This is a genomic window from Saccharothrix espanaensis DSM 44229 (genome assembly GCF_000328705.1).
In the GTDB taxonomy this organism is placed as follows: Bacteria; Actinomycetota; Actinomycetes; order Mycobacteriales; family Pseudonocardiaceae; genus Actinosynnema; species Actinosynnema espanaense.
In genome coordinates, this window is sequence record NC_019673.1 from 7,815,362 (window position 1) to 7,833,497 (window position 18,136).

The 18,136-nt window shown below is 71.8% G+C and carries 17 protein-coding genes; 2 read left to right on the forward strand and 15 right to left on the reverse strand.

What is annotated here, in order from left to right:
- Positions 1 to 375: 375 nt before the first annotated feature.
- Positions 376 to 1,941 carry a cobyric acid synthase gene (locus BN6_RS34035; protein ID WP_015104401.1) on the reverse strand — a complete coding sequence of 522 codons (1,566 nt, stop codon included), beginning with the start codon at positions 1,939 to 1,941 and terminating at the stop codon, positions 376 to 378.
- A gap of 7 nt (positions 1,942 to 1,948) precedes the next feature.
- Here BN6_RS34035 and BN6_RS34040 point away from each other — a divergent pair, with 7 nt between their 5' ends.
- A complete protein-coding gene (locus BN6_RS34040) occupies positions 1,949 to 2,656 on the forward strand; it encodes an alpha/beta hydrolase family protein (protein WP_041315073.1) in 708 nt (235 codons plus the stop codon).
- Positions 2,657 to 2,734: 78 nt separating this feature from the next.
- Here the strand turns inward: BN6_RS34040 and map are convergent, their stop codons facing one another.
- From map to dxr, 8 genes are all read right to left on the reverse strand, one after another.
- On the reverse strand, positions 2,735 to 3,592 hold the full coding sequence (map, locus tag BN6_RS34045) for a type I methionyl aminopeptidase (protein WP_015104403.1): 858 nt from the start codon (positions 3,590 to 3,592) through the stop codon (positions 2,735 to 2,737).
- Positions 3,593 to 3,648: 56 nt separating this feature from the next.
- Positions 3,649 to 4,047, reverse strand: coding sequence for a type II toxin-antitoxin system VapC family toxin (locus BN6_RS34050; RefSeq protein ID WP_015104404.1), 399 nt, complete (start codon positions 4,045 to 4,047; stop codon positions 3,649 to 3,651).
- Positions 4,044 to 4,319 carry a type II toxin-antitoxin system Phd/YefM family antitoxin gene (locus BN6_RS34055; RefSeq protein ID WP_041315077.1) on the reverse strand — a complete coding sequence of 92 codons (276 nt, stop codon included), beginning with the start codon at positions 4,317 to 4,319 and terminating at the stop codon, positions 4,044 to 4,046. The genes BN6_RS34050 and BN6_RS34055 overlap by 4 nt, the downstream gene beginning before the upstream one ends.
- 109 nt (positions 4,320 to 4,428) lie before the next feature.
- The gene (locus tag BN6_RS34060; protein WP_041319026.1) at positions 4,429 to 6,222 is read right to left on the reverse strand and encodes a penicillin-binding transpeptidase domain-containing protein; all 1,794 of its coding nucleotides are present in this window, start codon (positions 6,220 to 6,222) and stop codon (positions 4,429 to 4,431) included.
- Between the two features lie 23 nt (positions 6,223 to 6,245).
- Positions 6,246 to 7,100, reverse strand: coding sequence for a GNAT family N-acetyltransferase (locus BN6_RS34065; protein WP_015104407.1), 855 nt, complete (start codon positions 7,098 to 7,100; stop codon positions 6,246 to 6,248).
- 215 nt (positions 7,101 to 7,315) lie between these two features.
- Positions 7,316 to 8,479, reverse strand: a complete 1,164-nt coding sequence (gene ispG, locus BN6_RS34070; protein ID WP_015104408.1) for a flavodoxin-dependent (E)-4-hydroxy-3-methylbut-2-enyl-diphosphate synthase — start codon at positions 8,477 to 8,479, stop codon at positions 7,316 to 7,318.
- A 114-nt stretch (positions 8,480 to 8,593) separates the two neighbouring features.
- Complete coding sequence (locus BN6_RS34075) at positions 8,594 to 9,787, reverse strand: M50 family metallopeptidase (RefSeq protein ID WP_015104409.1); 1,194 nt, start codon at positions 9,785 to 9,787, stop codon at positions 8,594 to 8,596.
- A gap of 2 nt (positions 9,788 to 9,789) precedes the next feature.
- Entirely contained in the window at positions 9,790 to 11,010 is a 1,221-nt protein-coding gene (dxr, locus tag BN6_RS34080; RefSeq protein WP_015104410.1) for a 1-deoxy-D-xylulose-5-phosphate reductoisomerase, read from the reverse strand.
- Between the two features lie 155 nt (positions 11,011 to 11,165).
- On the opposite strand from dxr, the gene BN6_RS34085 reads away from it, so the two are divergent.
- Entirely contained in the window at positions 11,166 to 11,432 is a 267-nt protein-coding gene (locus BN6_RS34085; RefSeq protein ID WP_015104411.1) for a GlsB/YeaQ/YmgE family stress response membrane protein, read from the forward strand.
- Positions 11,433 to 11,574: 142 nt separating this feature from the next.
- Here BN6_RS34085 and BN6_RS34090 read toward each other — a convergent pair whose 3' ends face one another.
- The 6 genes from BN6_RS34090 to BN6_RS34115 form a co-directional block, all read right to left on the reverse strand.
- Entirely contained in the window at positions 11,575 to 12,225 is a 651-nt protein-coding gene (locus tag BN6_RS34090) for a response regulator (protein WP_015104412.1), read from the reverse strand.
- A 3-nt stretch (positions 12,226 to 12,228) separates the two neighbouring features.
- Positions 12,229 to 13,860: a sensor histidine kinase gene (locus tag BN6_RS34095; protein ID WP_148303131.1), complete on the reverse strand. Its 1,632-nt coding sequence runs from the start codon at positions 13,858 to 13,860 to the stop codon at positions 12,229 to 12,231.
- A gap of 40 nt (positions 13,861 to 13,900) precedes the next feature.
- Positions 13,901 to 14,713, reverse strand: a complete 813-nt coding sequence (locus tag BN6_RS34100) for an ABC transporter permease (RefSeq protein ID WP_015104414.1) — start codon at positions 14,711 to 14,713, stop codon at positions 13,901 to 13,903.
- Positions 14,710 to 15,558 (reverse strand): ABC transporter permease, encoded by an 849-nt coding sequence (locus BN6_RS34105; RefSeq protein ID WP_148303132.1) that lies wholly within the window; start codon positions 15,556 to 15,558, stop codon positions 14,710 to 14,712. The genes BN6_RS34100 and BN6_RS34105 overlap by 4 nt, the downstream gene beginning before the upstream one ends.
- 258 nt (positions 15,559 to 15,816) lie before the next feature.
- Positions 15,817 to 16,965, reverse strand: coding sequence for a polyamine ABC transporter substrate-binding protein (locus tag BN6_RS34110; RefSeq protein ID WP_015104416.1), 1,149 nt, complete (start codon positions 16,963 to 16,965; stop codon positions 15,817 to 15,819).
- Positions 16,958 to 18,109: an ABC transporter ATP-binding protein gene (locus BN6_RS34115; protein WP_015104417.1), complete on the reverse strand. Its 1,152-nt coding sequence runs from the start codon at positions 18,107 to 18,109 to the stop codon at positions 16,958 to 16,960. The genes BN6_RS34110 and BN6_RS34115 overlap by 8 nt, the downstream gene beginning before the upstream one ends.
- Positions 18,110 to 18,136 lie beyond the last annotated feature (27 nt).

The following is an 18,136-nucleotide window of genomic DNA, read 5'->3' on the forward strand; positions in this document are numbered from 1 at the left end:
GCGGTCGAGCCGACGCCCGCCGAATCCCCGGTGGACCAACGAAGGCGACGAACCCCGGTGCACCAGCGCGACTTGGTGGTCACGCGCACCGCGACCCGACGCCATGCGATCCCGCCCGCCGAACTCCGGATCACCGTCACGCGAACCCCGTCACCCGGATCACCCCGCCACGCGAACCGCTCCACCCGCCACGCGCACTGCGCCACGCGGGTCCTCAGTCACGCGAGCCAGCCACGCGGATCACTCCGCCACGCGAAGCACGCCACGCGGACCACTCCGGCACGAGGTCCTCCACCGGGGACCGAACCTGGTCGGCGACGTCGTTCCAGGGCTGTCGCCAGTATCGCCGATCCGCTGGCAGCCGCGCCGTCCCGGTCAGGTGACGTCCGGCGCGCCCGCAGGCGGCACGACCGGTAGTCCGCTCGGCGCGCCGCGCTCCAGCAACGCGAGCACCGCGTCCGTGTCCAGGTGGTCGGCGACCAGGTCACCGAGCAGGTCCAGTTGTGCCGCCCGTTGCCCGGCGAAGTCCGTGTCCGGCGCGGGCCGGAAGCCGGCGCGGCCCGCGTGTCCGGCCGCCCAGCGCAGGAACTCCCGGCGGAACGCGTCGTTCTCCAGCAGGCCGTGCCAGTGGGTCCCGGCGATCCTCCCGGCCAGGGCTCCTTCCGGCGTGCCGTCCGGCAGCACCACCAGCCCCTCGCCGCCGCCGCGCACGACCTGGCCGTGGTGGATCTCGTACCCGTGCACCGGCTCGCCGAACGCCGTCCCGCGCGGCCGTTCCAACGTCTTGTCCGCGGCGAACCGGATGTCGACGTCGAGCAGCCCCAAGCCGTCGACCACGCCCGCACGCGACTCCACGCCGTCCTCGATGCGCCGGCCGAGCATCTGGAACCCGCCGCACACCCCCAGCACCGGCCCGTCGTGGCGGCGGATCGCGTCGGCGAGGCCGGTGGCGCGCAACCACTCCAGGTCCGCCACGGTCGCCTTCGACCCGGGCAGCACCACCAGGTCCGCGTCCGCCAGCCGGGACGGCTCGGTGACGAACCGCACCGACACGCCCGGCTCGCAGGCCAGCGCCTCGACGTCGGTCGCGTTGGAGATCCGCGGCAGCCGGACCACCGCCACCCGCAGCCACTGCTCGCCGACCGGTGGCGCGGGCCGGCCGATCACGCCGTCCGCCGCGTAGGACAGCGAGTCCTCCGCGTCCAGCCAGAGTTCCTCGCGCCACGGCAGCACGCCCAGCACCGGCCGCCCGGTGAGCCCGCGCAACTGCCGCAGCCCCGGCTCCAGCAGCGCCGGGTCGCCGCGGAACTTGTTCACCACGAACCCCGCGACCAGCGCCTGGTCCGCCGGGTCGAGCAGGGCCAGCGTCCCGAACAGGTGCGCGAAGACCCCGCCCCGGTCGATGTCGCCGACCACCAGCACCGGCAGGTCCGCGGCGCGGGCCAGGCCCATGTTGGCGATGTCGTTCGCGCGCAGGTTGATCTCGGTGGGCGAGCCCGCACCTTCGCACACCACGGCTTCGAAGTCCTGCCGCAGTCCGTCCAGAGTGGACATCACGGTGGTCATCAGCGCGGCCTTGCGCTCGCGGTAGGACAGCGCGGACACCTCGCCCACCGCCTTGCCCAGCACCACCACCTGGGACGTGCGATCGCCGCCCGGTTTGAGCAGCACCGGGTTGAACCGGACGCTCGGCTCCAGCCCGCACGCCGCGGCCTGCACGGCCTGCGCCCGCCCGATCTCGCCGCCGTCCCCGGTGACCACCGAGTTGTTCGACATGTTCTGCGCCTTGAACGGGGCCGTGCGCACGCCCTGCCGGACCAGCCACCGGCACAGCCCGGCGACCAGGACGCTCTTGCCCGCGTCCGACGTCGTCCCGGCGATCAACAACGCGCCGCCCACCGTCCGCAAAACCCCCTCGTTGTCGGTCCCGGCTGACATCATCCACGTCATGGTCTCCGCCCCCGCCACCACGGTCCTGGTGCACAGCCCCTACCTGGGCCCGGCGAGCCTCCGGCCGCTGGCCGGCGCGCTCGCCGCGCTGGGCCAACCGGTGCTGCTGCTCGACCTGCGGGTGACGGTGAACGCGGCCCCCGTGCACCAGCGGCTGATCGGCATGTTCGCCGACGCCGTGGAGGACTCGCTGGTCGAGGGCGAGCTGGTGCTGGTCGGCCACAGCGGCGCGGGCCCGCTGCTGCCCGCGTTCGCCGACGCCCTGGAGACCCCGGTCACCGGCCTGGTGTTCCTCGACGCCGACCTGCCCGCACCCGGCCGGAGCTGGCGCGACGACGCGCCGGCCGACCGGATGGCGCACCTGAAGTCGATCTCCCGGGACGGCCTGATGCCGCGCTGGGACCGCTGGTTCGCGCCGGAGGTGCTCTCCGCGATGGTGCCGGACGTGCGGCTGCTGGAGGAGATCGTCGGCGAGGAGGCGGAGGTGCCGCTGGCGTTCCTCAAGGAACCCCGGCCCACCGTGGCGTGGACGGGGCCGTGCGGGTACCTGCGGCTCAGCGAGGCCTACCGGACCCCGTTCGGCACCGCCCGCGACCTGGGCTGGCCGGTGCGCGAACTGGAGAGCCACCACCTCGCGGCGGCATCCGACCCGGACGCCGTCGCGCGCCCGCTCACCGACCTGATCACCGAACTCAGCACCCGGTGAGGTCCCGGACCACCGAAAGCACCCGCCGAAGCCCCGGACCACCGACCCCAGCACCCACCGGAACCCGAACCACCGGCCTCAGCAGACGGTGAGGATCTCCGAGCCGCTGTCGGTGACGACGATCGTGTGCTCGAACTGGGCGGTCCAGCTCTTGTCGCGGGTGGTGACGGTCCAGCCGTCCTCCCACACGTCGTGCTCGATGCCGCCGAGCGTGATCATCGGCTCGATGGTGAACGTCATGCCGGGCTCGATCAGGGTCGGGACGTGCGGCGCGTCGTAGTGCAGCACGACCAGGCCGCTGTGGAACGTCCGCCCGATGCCGTGCCCGGTGAAGTCGCGCACGACGCCGTAGCCGAACCGGTTGGCGTAGGACTCGATGACCCGGCCCACGACGTTGAGCTGCCGGCCGGGCTTGACCGCCTTGATGGCCCGCATGGTGGCCTCGTGGGTGCGCTCGACGAGCAGCTTGACGTCCTCGGCGACGTTCCCGGCCAGGAAGGTGGCGTTGGTGTCGCCGTGCACGCCGCCGATGAACGCGGTGACGTCGATGTTCACGATGTCGCCGTCCTGGACGACGGTCGAGTCCGGGATGCCGTGGCAGATCACCTCGTTGAGGGAGGTGCAGCAGGACTTCGGGAAGCCGCGGTAGCCGAGCGTCGACGGGTACGCGCCGTGGTCGCACAGGAACTCGTGCGCGACGGCGTCGATCTCGTCGGTGGTCACGCCGGGCACGACGACCTTGCCGGCCTCCTGGAGGGCCTGGGCGGCCAACCGCCCGGCCACCCGCATGGCCTCGATGACCTCGGGGGGCTGCACCCACGGGTCGGTGTTGCGCCGGGGTTCCTTCCGGTCCACGTACTCGGGCCGCTCGATTTCGGCGGGCACCGGTCGACGCGGGGAAAGTTCACCTGGCTCCAGGACGGCACGCACGGACATGCCTGACACATTACGGCTCACCGTGACGCCCCATGCGCGGTGTGCCCGCATTGTGGTCAGCCCGACGTGCCGGGCGACGCGGTCGGCAGCCCCATCTCGTCGGCGGCGACGAGCAGCTTCTTGTCGTAGGCGACGAACGCGTCCAGGTCACCGCGCAGCCGCAGCGCGGACGCGAGGTGGATGGCGTCCAGCGACTTGAGCAGGAGCGGGAGCGCCCCGGCGGCGTCCAGCAGGTCCATGGTCATCGGCAGCTGGTCGATCTCGACGAGGACGCGGGTCGCCACCCGGATCGCCTCGTCGCCCTCGACGCGCACCGCCCGGATCAACTCCACCCTGGCCAGTGAGCTGCTGACGGCCCGCCGCCCCGACCGGTCTTCGATCCACGCGCGCAGGTCCGGCGTCTCGGCCTCGGTCCGGACGAGCTTCACCAGGGCCGAGGTGTCGAAGTAGATCACCAGCGCTCGTCCTCCCGCATCTGCCGCAGCACCTCGGACAGCGGGGTGCCGGTCGTGGGCGGCAGCGGTTCCGGGAACGGCCCGCCTCGGCCGCGCAGGAGTTCGCCGTTGACGATCAGCTGGTCGCGCAGGCTCGACGCGTCCTCGGTCGGCGGCCCGATCTCCGCGACCACCCGACCGTGGTCGGTGACCGCGATCCGCTCGCCGGCCTCGGCCCGACGCAGGTACTCGCCCGTGTGGTGGCGCAACTCACGAAGGCCGATCTGCTCCATGTATAACATGGTATCACTTCGATGTTACCCCATTCAGGCCAACGCCTCGGGACAGCGTTCCCATCCGGACCAACACCTCGGCCGAAGCACCCTCGCCCCGAGCCGCGTCTTAGCCGAGCGCGCCCAGGAACCGGGCCGACGCGTCCACGGCCGGAGCCGAGGTGTTGGTGCCCAGCAGCAGGGTCGCGAACGCGATGTCGCCCCGATAGCCGACGAACCAGCCGTGCGAGTTGGTGCCGTCGCCGAACTGCGCGGTGCCCGTCTTGCCCCGCACGTCCCCGAACGGCCGCAACTGGGGCGCGGTGCCCGTCTCGACCACCTCGCGCATCATCGCCCGCAGCGGTTCCAGCACCGCCGGCGTCGGTGCGGTCGGCTGGTGGCCGAGCTTGGTCTCCCGTCCCCGCAGCACCGTCGGGGTCGGCATCGAGCCCTTGGCCACCGTCGCCGCGACCAGCGCCATGCCGAAGGGGCTGGCCAGCAGCTTGCCCTGGCCGAAGCCGTCCTCCGCGCGCTCCACCACGTCCGTCGCGGGCGGCACCGAGCCGGTGATGGTGGTGATGGCCGGGATCTCGAAGTCGACGCCCAGCCCGAACTTGTCCGCCTGCCTGGTCAGCGCGTCGGCGGGCAGCCCGGCCGCGATCTGCGCGAACGTCGTGTTGCAGGAGAACGCGAACGCCGAGTGCAGCGGGATGGTGCCCTTGTCGAAGTCGTGGTCGTTGGGCACGATCCGCCGCCCGTCGATGGTCATCCGGCCGGGGCACGGCTGGGGCGAGTCCGCCGGGGTCCCGCCCTCCAGCGCCGCCGCCGCGGTGATGATCTTGAACGTCGACCCGGGCGGGAACCGGCCGGTCAGCGCGATCGCGCCCTGCTCGTCGGCGGGCTTGTTCTGCGCGACCGCCAGCACCTCCCCGGTGGACGCGGACAGCGCCACCAGCATCGCGGGCTCGGCGATCGGCTCCAGCGCGTCCTCCGCCGCGGTCTGCACGGACCGGCTGACGCCGGTCTGGATCGCCCGCGCGGGCTCGGGGGCGACGTCGTGCAGGTCCTCCACCTCGGCCCCGGCCGCGTTCACCGTGTAGATCCGCAGCCCGGACCGGCCGGCGATCTCCTCCTCGACGGCCTTGCGCACCGCGGGCAGCAGTTGCGACCCGAAGTCGCGCGCCGGCGCGAGCAGCGACGTCTGGGTGGTGAACCGCACGCCCGGCAGTTCGTAGATCGCGGGCTTGACCGACTGGTAGTCGGCGTCGCGCAGCGCCGCCACCTGGTAGACCTGCCCGGCGGGCACCTTCGCCACGCCCTCGGTGATGGACGCGGCCGTGATGGCCGGCTCGATCCGGCCCAGCGCACCCGCCAGCGCGCCCGCGACCGCCGCCAGGTCACCGGCCTGCGCCGGGTCCAGCAGGATCGACACCACCTGCTCGGGGGCGAGCAGCGGCACGCCGTCGCGGTCCAGCACCGGCGCCAGGGCGGGCTTGACCTCGGTCGAGCCGATCGACTGCTGCGCGGCCAGCTTCGGGTGCACGAGCGACGGGGCCCAGTGCACCTTCCAGGTGTCCTCCTCGCGCCGGAGGTCGAACTTCGTGTCGTAGGACCACACCCGGTTGTGCCCGAGGTCCCATTCGAGCTTGGCCGTGGCGTCGGCCGTGGCCGATTCGCCGGCCGAGCGCACCTGCTGCACGGAGGTGCGCACGGCGGTCGGCTTCAGCACGCCGCGCACCTTGTCCAGCAGTTCCTTGGCCTTGGCCGGGTCGTCGGTCAGCGCGACCGCGCCGTCCACGTCGCCGCTCGCGACCTTGCCCAGGAAGTCCCCCGCGACCTGGTCCGGGCCCGGCCGGGAGGTGAACAGCCCGCACCCACCGAGCACGAGCGGCAGGACGACGACCAAGGCGGTCTTGCGAAGCATCACGGTGCGAGTATGCCCAACCGCTAGAACAGCACGGTCGCGTACTGCCCCACCTGGGAGAAGCCGATCTTGCGGTACGCGGCCTGCGCGGCGTCGTTGTAGCTGTTCACGTACAGCGACGCGGTCCGGCCCAGGCCGCGCACCAGCCGTTCGGCCACGGCGGCGGTGCCGGTGGTGCCGATGCCGTGCCCGCGCCGGTCCGGCCGCACCCAGACACCTTGGATCTGGCCGACCTTCGCCGACATCGCGCCGATCTCGGCCTTGAACACCACCTCGCCGCCCTCGAACCGGGCGAACGCCCGGCCGCCGGCGATCAGCTCGGCCACCCGCGCCCGGTAGGACGCGCCACCGTCGTCCGCGCACGGGTCGACGCCGACCTCCTCGACGAACATGGCGATGGCCGCCGGCAGGTAGCGCTCCAGCTCGTCCGGCCGCACCGGGCGGACCAGTGGGTCGGGTGCCGCGGTCGGACTGCCGCCCAGCGCCATCAGCGGCTGGTCGCCGCGCACCTCGCGGGCCGGCCCCCAGTCCGGGGCCAGTTCCTCCCACAGCCCGAGCACCTGCTCGGCCGGTCCGACCAGCGACGAGCACATCCGGCCGCGCCGCCGGGCCCGGTCGGCGAAGCTGCGCAGGGCGGGGGCGTTGCCGCCGAGCGGGATCAGGTTCGGCCCGGCGAAGCACAGGGCGTCGACCCGCCCGCCGCGCAGCGCGCGGTGGTCGTAGGCCCACACCTCGCCGCCCAGCCGCCACGGGTCCAGCCCGGCCACCTCGACCCGGGCGGCCACCATGCAGGAGGCCACCGGGTCGTTCGCCAGCAGTGCGAGGACCTCGTTCAGGTCCCGCTCGTCCAGGAGCCGCGCGCCGGCCAGCCTCAGCACGGGTCAAGCCTGCCAGATGGAGCGCATTCCACGCGCGTCAGCCACCCGCTCAGCGCAGCCGACCGCACTGCGCCGGCACCCGCACCCGCACACCACCGACCGCACCTCCCGGCCCAACCGGCACGCTCCCGACCGAACCGGCGCACCTCTCGTCCAAGCCGGCACACCACCGGGCTCGCCCGGCGAACCACCAGGCCCGCGCGCACGAGTGCCGGTCAGCCGACGGTGACCACCGGTTCGCCGGAGACGCCCTCGGCGGACTCGCCCATCTCCTCGGCCAACCGCATGGCCTCCTCGATCAGGGTCTCCACGATCTGGTGCTCGGGCACGGTCTTGATCACCTGGCCCTTGACGAAGATCTGGCCCTTGCCGTTGCCCGACGCCACGCCCAGGTCCGCCTCGCGCGCCTCGCCCGGCCCGTTCACCACGCAGCCCATCACGGCGACCCGCAGCGGCACCTCCATGCCCTCCAGACCGGCCGTGACCTGCTCGGCGAGCGTGTAGACGTCCACCTGCGCCCGACCGCACGACGGGCACGACACGATCTCCAGCTTGCGCGGCCGCAGGTTCAGCGACTGGAGGATCTGGTGGCCGACCTTGACCTCCTCCACCGGCGGGGCCGACAGCGACACCCGGATCGTGTCCCCGATGCCCTGCCGCAGCAACGCGCCGAACGCCACCGCCGACTTGATCGTCCCCTGGAACGCCGGACCGGCCTCCGTCACACCCAGGTGCAACGGGTAGTCGCACTGCTCGGCCAGGATCTCGTACGCCCGCACCATGACCACGGGGTCGTTGTGCTTCACCGAGATCTTCAGGTCGTGGAAGTCGTGCTCGGCGAACAACGACGCCTCCCACAGCGCCGACTCCGCCAGCGCCTCCGGCGTCGCCTTGCCGTACTTCGCCATCAACCGCGGGTCCAGCGAACCCGCGTTGACGCCGATCCGGATCGGCGTGCCGTGGTCCCGCGCCGCCGCAGCGATCTCGCGCACCTTATCGTCGAACTTCTTGATGTTGCCCGGGTTCACCCGGACCGCCGCGCACCCCGCCTCAATCGCCGCGAACACGTACTTCGGCTGGAAGTGGATGTCCGCGATCACCGGGATCTGCGACTTCCGCGCGATCGCCGCCAACGCGTCCGCGTCGTCCTGGGACGGACAGGCCACCCGCACGATGTCGCACCCCGACGCCGTCAACTCCGCGATCTGCTGCAACGTCGCGTTGACGTCCGCTGTCACCGTCGTGGTCATCGACTGCACCGACACCGGGAACTCGCTGCCCACACCGACCGACCCGACCATCAGCTGACGGGTCTTGCGCCGTTCGGACAACACGGGAGGCGGCAATGCCGGAATCCCGAGCATCACGCCGTCACTCATGAACAAACACCTCTCACTGTCGCGAGGATCACTGAAGCCTGGTCACTGGAGCCCGGTCACTGGAAGCCCGGTCACGCGAGCCCCGTCACCGGAGCCGAGTCATCGCCGACCGGGTCACGGGAGTCGGATGGGGTTCACGATGTCCGCGGTCACCGTCAGCAGCGTCACGGCGCCACCGACGAAGATCACGAAGTAGGTCAGCGGCAGCAGCCGCAGGTAGTTGACCGGCGCGCCGGCGGGCATCCCACGCAGCTTCCGAATCCAGTTTCGCACCCGTTCGTACAGGTTGACGGCGATGTGACCACCGTCAAGCGGCAGCAGGGGCAGGAGGTTGAACACACCGACGAAGAAGTTCAGCCCGGCGAGCATCAGCCAGAAGAAGGGCCACAGCCCCTGCTCGACGGCCTCGCCGCCCAGCCGCGACGCGCCGACCACGCTGACCGGCGACTCCAGGTCGCGCTCGCCGCCGCCGATGGCCTTGACCACCGCCGGGATCTTCTCCGGGAACTTCAGCAGCCCGTGCCAGGTGTTGACGAACATGTCGCCGGTGTAGGAGAACGCCGCCCCGACGCCGGTCAGCGCGTTGTACTCGAAGTTGCGCTGCTGCACGACGCCGATCGCGCCGATCTCCCGCTTGTACCGGGTGCCGTCGGTGCGCTGGAACTCCCGCTCGACCCGGGCCACGTCCGTCGACAGGGTCAGCGTCTGGTCGCCGCGGCGGACGGTGAAGTCCGTGGTGCCGAACCGGTCCCGGGTCGCCTTGAGCACGTCGGTCCAGGTGGGCGTGGCCACCCCGCCGACGGAGGTGATCTCGTCGCCGGGCTGGAACCCGGCCCGGCCGGCCGGCGAGGTGTCGCCGGGCGCGCAGTCGGGCCTGCTCACGCTCTGCACGCACGGCGCGACCTCCTGGACGACGGCCGTGTTGCGCAGGTTGGGCATCCCGAGGAAGACGGCCATCAGGTACAGGATGATGAAACCGAGGATGAAGTGCGTGATGGAGCCGGCGCTCAGGACGACGACCCGCTTCCACGTCTTCTGCCGGTAGAAGGCGCGCTGCTGGTCCTCGGGGCGCACCTCCTCCAGCGCGGTCATGCCGGTGATCTCGCAGAAGCCGCCGGCCGGGATGGCCTTGAGCCCGTACTCGGTCTCGCCGCGCCGGAACGACCAGATCTTCGGCCCGAACCCGATGAAGTACCGGGTCACCTTCATGCCGAACATCTTCGCGGTGGCCAGGTGGCCCAGTTCGTGCAGCGCGATCGAGATCCCGATCAACAGGGCGAAGAGCAGAATGCCCAAAAAGAAGACCACGGTCAGTCCCTTCCAGACCCCACCGAAGTGGCCACGAGTTCCCGCGCCCGCGACCGGGCCCATTCCTCGGCGGCGAGCACCTCGGCGACGTCGGAGGGCTCGTGCGCCCACCCGTCCGCCTCCGCCAGCACCCGCTCGACCGTGTCCACGATGGACGTGAAAGACGTGCCCCCGCCGAGGAACACCGCGACGGCCTCCTCGTTGGCGGCGTTGTAGACGGCGGGCAGGCAGCCACCGCCGGATCCCGCCTGACCGGCCAGCCGCACCGCGGGGAAGACCGTGTGGTCCAGCGGTTCGAAGGTCCAGGCAGTCGGTGCCTCGAAGGTACACGGGGTGGTGGCGCCGGGGACGCGCTCCGGCCAGCCCAGGGCCAGCGCGATCGGCAGCCGCATGTCCGGCGGGCTGGCCTGCGCGAGCGTGGAGCCGTCGGCGAAGGTCACCATCGAGTGGATGACCGACTGCGGGTGGACCACCACGTCGAGCCGGTCGTAGCCGACGTCGAAGAGCAGGTGCGCCTCGATCAGCTCCAGGCCCTTGTTGACCAGGGTGGCCGAGTTGACCGTGATCACCGGGCCCATCGACCAGGTCGGGTGCGCCATCGCCTCGGCGGCGGTGACCCCGGCCAACTCCGCCCGCGACCGGCCGCGGAAGGGCCCGCCGGAGGCGGTCAGCACCAGCCGGGCGACCTCCTCGCGCCGCCCGCCGCGCAGGCACTGCGCCAGCGCCGAGTGCTCCGAGTCGACCGGCACGATCTGGCCGGGGCGCGCCGCCTTGAGCACCAGCGGCCCACCGGCGATCAGCGACTCCTTGTTGGCCAGCGCGAGCGTCGACCCGGTGGCCAGCGCGCGCAGCGTCGGCTCCAGCCCGATCGACCCGGTGATGCCGTTGAGCACCACGTCCGCGGGCACCTCGTCGACCAGGTCGACCATCGCGGTCGGCCCGGCGAGCACCCGGGGCAGCTTGAACTGCCCGGACGAGTAGCCGCGCCGCTGCGCCTCGGCGTACAGGGCGAGCGTCACGTCCTCGACGGCCGTGGCCTTGGCCACCGCGACGGCGGAGACGCCGAACTCCACCGCCTGCGCGGCCAGCAGGGCGGGGTCCGACCCGCCCGCGGCCAGCCCGGCCACGGTGAAGCGCTCCGGGTTGGCGGCGATGACGTCGAGGGCCTGGGTGCCGACCGACCCCGTGGAGCCGAGGACCAGGACCGTGCGTGGTGTGCTCATCACCGACCATTCTTCCGGAACCAACCTGATAGCCCGCACAGCGGTACTCAGGTCACAGAACGATAACGCAGGCGTGGCTTCGCCCGAACGTGGGCATCCCCTGATCAAGAGCCGCCACGGATTCCGCTCGTGACGGCCATCAGGAAGGAGCCCCCGTGGGCATCTTGGGTTGGATCATCCTCGGCCTCATCGCAGGGGCCATCGCCAAGGCCATCATGCCTGGTCGCGACCCCGGCGGAATCATCATCACCATGCTGCTGGGCATTGTCGGCGCCATCGTCGGCGGGTTCATCGGCCAGGCCCTGTTCGGCACGGACATCAACACGTTCTTCAGCCTGAGCACCTGGCTGCTGGCCATCCTCGGCTCGCTGGTCGTACTGGGCATCTACCGGTTGGTCACCGGTAATCGAGCTCGCGCATAGCGCGTCCCCCCTCGCGCTGCGCGCGACCAGCGCCCTCCGCCGACAAAGCCGTCGGCGGGGGGCGCTTTTTCCTTTTCCGGGGGTTCCACCACCGCAGACCGCGCCCGGAACCCTGCCGCAAGCCGCCGACCTGCGGCGACGCTCAGCCGGCCAGTCCCGCGTCGCGCGCCAGCAACGCCGCCTGGACCCGGTTGGTCAACCCCAGCTTCGCCAACAACCGGCTCACGTAGGTCTTCACGGTCGCCTCGCTCATGTGCAGCCGCTGGCCCACGTCGGCGTTGGACATCCCGAGCCCCAGCAGGGACAGCACCTCGACCTCCCGCTCGGTCAACCCGGCGACCTGCCGCATGGCCTCCTGCCGGCGGGGCTGACCGACCGCGGCGACCATTCCCACCACCCGGCTGGTCACCATCGGGGACAGGTACGCCTCCCCGGAGTGAACCGCCCGAACCGCCCGCAACAACTCCTCGGGCGCGGAGTCCTTCAGCAGGAACCCGGCGGCCCCGTCCGCCAGGGCGCGCACTATGTTGTCGTCCTCGCCGAAGGTGGTGAGCATCACCACCCGCACCGCCGGCGCCACGGCCTTGAGTTCGCGCGCCGCGGCCAGCCCGTCCAGCCGGGGCATCCGGATGTCCAGCACGGCCACGTCGACCCGCCGCTCCAAGGCGATCCGCACGGCCTCGCGCCCGTCCCCGGCCTCCGCCACGAGCTCGATGTCCTCGGCGGTGCCGAGGATCGCCTTGATGCCGGCCCGCATCAGCGGTTCGTCGTCGGCGATGAGTACCCGGATCAACCTTCACGTCCCCTGCTGGTGGGAGTTCTTCTCGACGAGCTTGCCGCCGGCGAAGCAGAACCGCACTACCTTGGTCGCCCGCAGCGAGTACTTCTGGTCGTCGGCGACGAAGTACTCGCAGGTCGCGCCCTCCGGCTCAGCCGGCGCGGCGGACCGGACGTTGGCGATCAGCGGGTCGGCGCCGACCGGCAGCCGCGCCCGGACCGCCGACTCGTCGTCCCCCACCCGGACCGAGTCGTACAGCTCGGGCGACACCACCTTCGTGGTCGGCTGACTCCCTATCCACGTGTAGCCGCCGATCACCGCGACCACCACGACGCCGGCGAGCGCGATCGACCCGACCCCGGCCCACTTGCGGATGCCGGTCGGCTTGACCCGCTCCACCGGCTCGTCGTCGGCGGGTTCGTCGCCCGCCGCCGCGGTGTCCTCGTACGGCAGCACGGCCGCGATCCGGAACCCGCCCGCGGGCAGCTCGCCCACGTGCAGCATCCCGCCCGCGAGCCGCACCCGCTCGCCCAGCCCGATCAGGCCGAACCCGGCACCCTTGGGCGCCTTGACCCGCGGCGGGTTGTTGCGCACCTCCACGACCAGCGCGTCCGGCTCGTACTTGACCGTCACCTGCACGCTCGCGCCGGACGCGTGCTTGCTGGCGTTGGTCAGGCCCTCCTGCGCGATCCGGTACGCGGCGTGGCTGACCTTCGCGGGCAGCGGGCGCGGCTGACCGCCGCGCACGAGGCTGACCCGGACACCGGCCCGCCGCGCGCCCTCCACCAGCTCGTCGACGGCGTCGACGGTGCGCCGCACCTGGTCCTCGTCGGGCTCGTCGCGCCGTAGCACGCCGATCACCCCGCGCAGCTCCTCCATGGCCGTCAGCGCGGCGGAGCGCAGCACCTGCACGGCGTCGCGGTGGCGGTCGCCGAGGTCGGGGTCCAGCGACAGCGCGCCCGCGTGCACCGAGATCAGGCTCAGCCGGTGGCCCAGGCTGTCGTGCATGTCCTGCGCGATCCGGTTGCGCTCCCGCAGCCGGACCTGGCGGGAGACCACCTTGCGCTCCCGCACCATGGTCTCCTCGCGGTCGTGCAACGCCGCGACCAGCGCGTTGCGCTGCGCGACGTACCGGCCGACCAGGAACGGCAGCGCCACCACCATGCCGTACACGGTGAGCATCACGAACGACCCGAACGGCCCGCCCAGCCCCGGCGCGTTGACGTCCCACGCGAGCATGTGCAGCGCCAGCCCCAGCGCCGCGGTGACCAGCGACCGCTGCCACGAGACGATCCGGTACCCCGAGCCGTAGGCGAGCAGCAGGATCGTCGCGACCCCGCCGTGCTCGATGCTGAACACGACCCAGACCCCGAGCAGCAGCGCGATCGCCGGGAACAGCAGCCGCAGCTCGTAGACGGCGACGAAGCCGATCCCCATGACGACCATCCACCACGTCGAGACCGGGTCGTGGTTGGCGATGAACCCCGGCCAGACGTCCATCAGGACGATGGCGAGGATCGCCACCAGCTCCCGGGCGACCCGCCACGGGGTGAGTTCGCGGAAGCGTTCGACGTGCGTGCGGAGGAACGCGGCCGGAGCCGTCCGGATGTCCGCGACCTCCGGACGCAGTCGCTGCACAACAGACGTCACAAAGGACAACGTTAAAGAACCTCTCCGCGCCGGGCCGCGTTCATTGGTCGCGAATCGACTCGACGAAAGTTGACGAGCGGGCCCGCTTGGCCGCCAACAACACACCGGCGATCAACAGCGCCGCGCTGGCGGCCACCATCAGGGTGGACAGCGCGACGATCTCCGGGGACACCCCGCGCTTGCTCGCCTGCGCGTACACGAACACCGGCAGCGTCGTGGAGCCCACGCCGGTCAGGTAGCTCGACGTGACCACGTCGTCGAACGACAGCAGGAACGCGAACGCCGCGCCCGCCGCCACCGCGGGCGCGAGCAGGGGCAGCGTCACCGTCCGGAACGCCACCAGCGGCCCGGCCCCGAGGTCCGCCGCGGCCTCTTCCAGCCGGTGGTCCATGCCGGCGACCCGGGCCCGCACCACGACCACCACGAAGCTCAGCGAGAACGCGACGTGCGCCGCGAGCAGCGCCCCGAAACCCAGCGGGATGCCGGCGAGCTTCACGCAGAAGCCGAGCAGCGCCACCCCCAGCACCACCTCGGGCACGACCAGCGGCAGGCTCAGCAGCAGCGTCCACAGCCCGCGCCCCGGGAACGCCCGCCGCAGCCCGAGCGCGGCCAGCGTGCCGACGACCGTCGAGATCACCGCACTGGCCCCGGCCAGCCGCAGCGTCAGCCCCAGCGACTCCAGCACCCGGGAATCGGCGAAGAGCTCCGCGTACCAGCGGGTGGACAGGCCGGTGATCCGGCTCAGCGAGCGCGACTCGTTGAACGACACCAGCGCCAGCCACAGGATCGGCACGTACAGGAACAGCAGGACCAGGCCGGCGACCGATCCGAGCACCCACGGCCGGCGGTTCACAGCACGTCCTCCCCGCGCCGCCCGCGCAGCACCAGCACCACGGCCACCAGGACCAGCAACAACACCGCCATGGCCGACCCGAGCGGCCAGTTGTTGCCGCCCCGGAACTGGTCGTCGATCACGCTGCCGAACGTCGACTGGTCCACCCCGCCGAGCAGCCGGGGCGTCACGAAGTCGCCGGCGGCGGGCACCAGCACCAGCAGCGCCCCGGCCAGGACGCCGGGGAACACGCCGGGCAGGACGACCCGGCGGAACGTCGACACCCGGCCGTGCCCGAGGTCGTAGGAGGCCTCCACCTGCCGGTGGTCGAACCGCTCGCACGCCACGTAGAGCGGCAGCACCATGAACGGCAGGAACCCGTAGGTCAGCCCCAGCACCACCGCGCCGTCGGTCAGCAGGAACCCGCCGGGCCGGTCCAGCCCGACCGCCCCGAGCAGCCGGTTGACCAGCCCGTCGCCGTCCAGCAGCGCCTTCCACGCGTAGATCCGGGCCAGGTGGCTCGACCAGAACGGCACCAGCACGGCCGCGAGCAGCACGGTCCGGTAGCGGCCGCCGTGCCGGGCGATGAACCACGCCAGCGGGAAGCCGAGCAGCAGGCACAGCGCGGTGGTCGCGCCCGCGTAGGCGAGCGTGCGCCCGAAGATCGGCAGGAACGCCGGGTCCAGCGCCGTCAGGTACGCCTGCGCCGTCCACGGCAGCACCGCCCGCGCCACGCCGGTGTCCCGGGTGGCGAAGCTGAACTGGACCACCAGCGCCAGCGGCGCGAGGAGGAAAACGCCCAGCCAGAGGCCGGTGGGGGCGAGCAGACCGGTGGCGACGAGCCACCTGCGCCGGGATTCGAGCACGAGCGCACATGATGCCACCTCCGGAATGCCCACCCTCACCGAGCGAACACCGATGTACCGTCCGTCGTGGACCTCACCGAGGACGCCCACGAAGTGCTCGACCACCTGGTCACGGCCCTGGCCCCCGGCTGGAGTTCCGGCTCCGGTCCCCGGGCCTGAAGGTCGCGGCCAGGCTCGCCCGGCTGGACGAGCCGTACCTGGCGTTCGTCGCGGTGGGCGCGGGGCTTCCGGTCGGCGCGCTGACGCCGGCCCGGCGGATCAGCCGGTCTTGACCTTCGTCCACGCGTCCGCGTACCGCGCCTCCACCTCGCCGCCGAGGTCCTTGGTGAAGGGCAGCTTCGCGAGCCGTTCCGGCGAGGGGTACACCAGCGGGTCGTCCAGCAGCTCCTTGTCGATCAACGGCTTCGCGGCGGCGTTCGGGCTGCCGTAGCGAACCGCGTTGGCCAGCGCCGCGCCGACCTCGGGCCCGAGCACGTAGTCGATGAACCGGTGCGCGTTGGCGGCGTGCGGTGCGTCCTTCGGGATGCACAGCAGGTCCACGTAGGACAGCCCACCCTCGGCGGGGATGGCGTACCCGATGTCCGGGTTCGCCCCGCGCGCCTGGAACGCGTCGCCCGAGTACGACTGGGCCAGCGGCACCTGCCCGCCGGTCAGCGGCTCGATCACGTCGGAGGTGATCTGCCCGATCTTCTTCTTCAGCTCCAGCAGCACCGCCACCGCCTCGTCCAAGTGCTCGGCGTCGGTGGTGTTCGGGTCGTGACCGGCTTTCAGCAGGCCCAGCGCCAGACCGTCGCGCGCCTCGTCGAGGATCGTGCTGCGGCCCTGCGCGGCGGCCAGGTCGTAGGCGGCGAACCCGGTCACGTCCCCGAGCTGGGACTTCGAGTACGCCAGCCCGGTCGTGCCCCACGCCCACGGCACCGAGTACGCGTTGCCGGGGTCGTGGTCGGCCTCGGTGAACCGCCGCTCCAGGTTCTTCAGGTTCGGCAGCAGGTCGTGGTCCAGCGGCGTGAGCAGGCCCGAGCGCAGGAACCGGCGCAGGAAGTTGTCGCTGGGCACGACGAGGTCGTAGCCCGCCGCGCCGGACGCGATCTTGGCCTCCATCTCGTCGTTGGTGCTGAAGTTGTCGTAGGTGACGTCGATGCCGGCGGCGGTCGTGAAGCCCGACAGCGTGTCCGGGCCGATGTAGTCCGTCCAGTTGTAGAAGTTGAGCTTCGGCTCATCCTTGGCGTTGGCCGCCTTCACCTTCGACGTGGCCGCGGTGGTGCTCGTGCTCGGCGCTTCGCCGACACCGCACGCGCCGGTCGCGGCGAGCCCGAAGAACGCCGCCGAGCGCAGCACCGCCCGACGGGTCACCCGCGCCGAGCCCACGTCCCACAGGCGGGCGATCCGGAGGTTTCGTTCAGTCATCAGCGCTCTCCAACAGCACGGTGAAGTCAGGGTCCCAGGCCATCCGCACGGGCTGCCCCGGCGCGCCCGCGTCGTCGACGCGCCGGGTGTTCTGCACGAACGCGACGAGTTCGCCGCCACCGGGCACGTCGACCACGTACTGCGTCGACACCCCGGTGTACACGACATCGCGCACCATGCCGTTGAGCACGCACCAGCCCGACGGCGGTTCGCCCGCCTGGTCGTACAAGTGCACCTTCTCGGGGCGCACGGTCGCCGCGACCCGCTGCCCGTGCCGCACCTCGCCGTGCAGCACGGCGCGCAGCCTGGTCACGCCCGGCGCGGACAGCTCGACCCACCGACCGTCCACACCGGACACCTCGGCGTCGAGGATGTTCGAGGTGCCGATGAACCCGGCCACGAACCTGGTCGCCGGGCGCTCGTAGACGTCCTCCGGGTAGCCGACCTGCTCCAGCTTCCCGGCGTTCATCACGGCGATGCGGTGTGACAGGACCAGCGCCTCTTCCTGGTCGTGCGTGACGTACAGGAACGTCGTGCCGACCTCGCGCTGGATGCGCATCAGCTCCATCTGGAGTTCTTTGCGCAGCACGGCGTCCAACGCGCCCAGCGGCTCGTCCAGCAGCAGCAACCGCGGGCCCGCGGCCAGTGCGCGGGCGATCGCCACGCGCTGTTGCTGGCCACCGGACAGCTGCGCGGGCCGGCGCTTGGCGAACTGGCTCAGCCGCACCAGCTCCAAGTGCTCACCGACCGTCTTGCGCAACCGGTCGCTTTTGACGCCCTTGCGCTTCACGCCGTACGCCACGTTGTCCCACACCGACATGTGCGGGAACAGCGCGTAAGACTGGAAGACCGTGTTGACGTCACGCCGGTACGGCGGCACGCCCACCATGTCCACGCCGTCCAGCTCGATCCGGCCCGCGTCCGGGCGCTCGAACCCGGCGACCATGCGCAGCAGGGTCGTCTTTCCGCAACCGGACGGGCCGAGCACGGAGAAGAACTCGCCTTCGTGGACCCGCAACGTGATGTCGTCCACCGCGGTCTGGTCGGCGAACCGCTTCGACACCCCGTACAGGCCCACCTCGACGGGCGCGAACGTGTCGGGCGTGGCCCCCTCGGCCGGGTGGAAGCCGGGCTGGTCGGTCAACTCGCCGCCTTTCGCTGGTCAAACAGC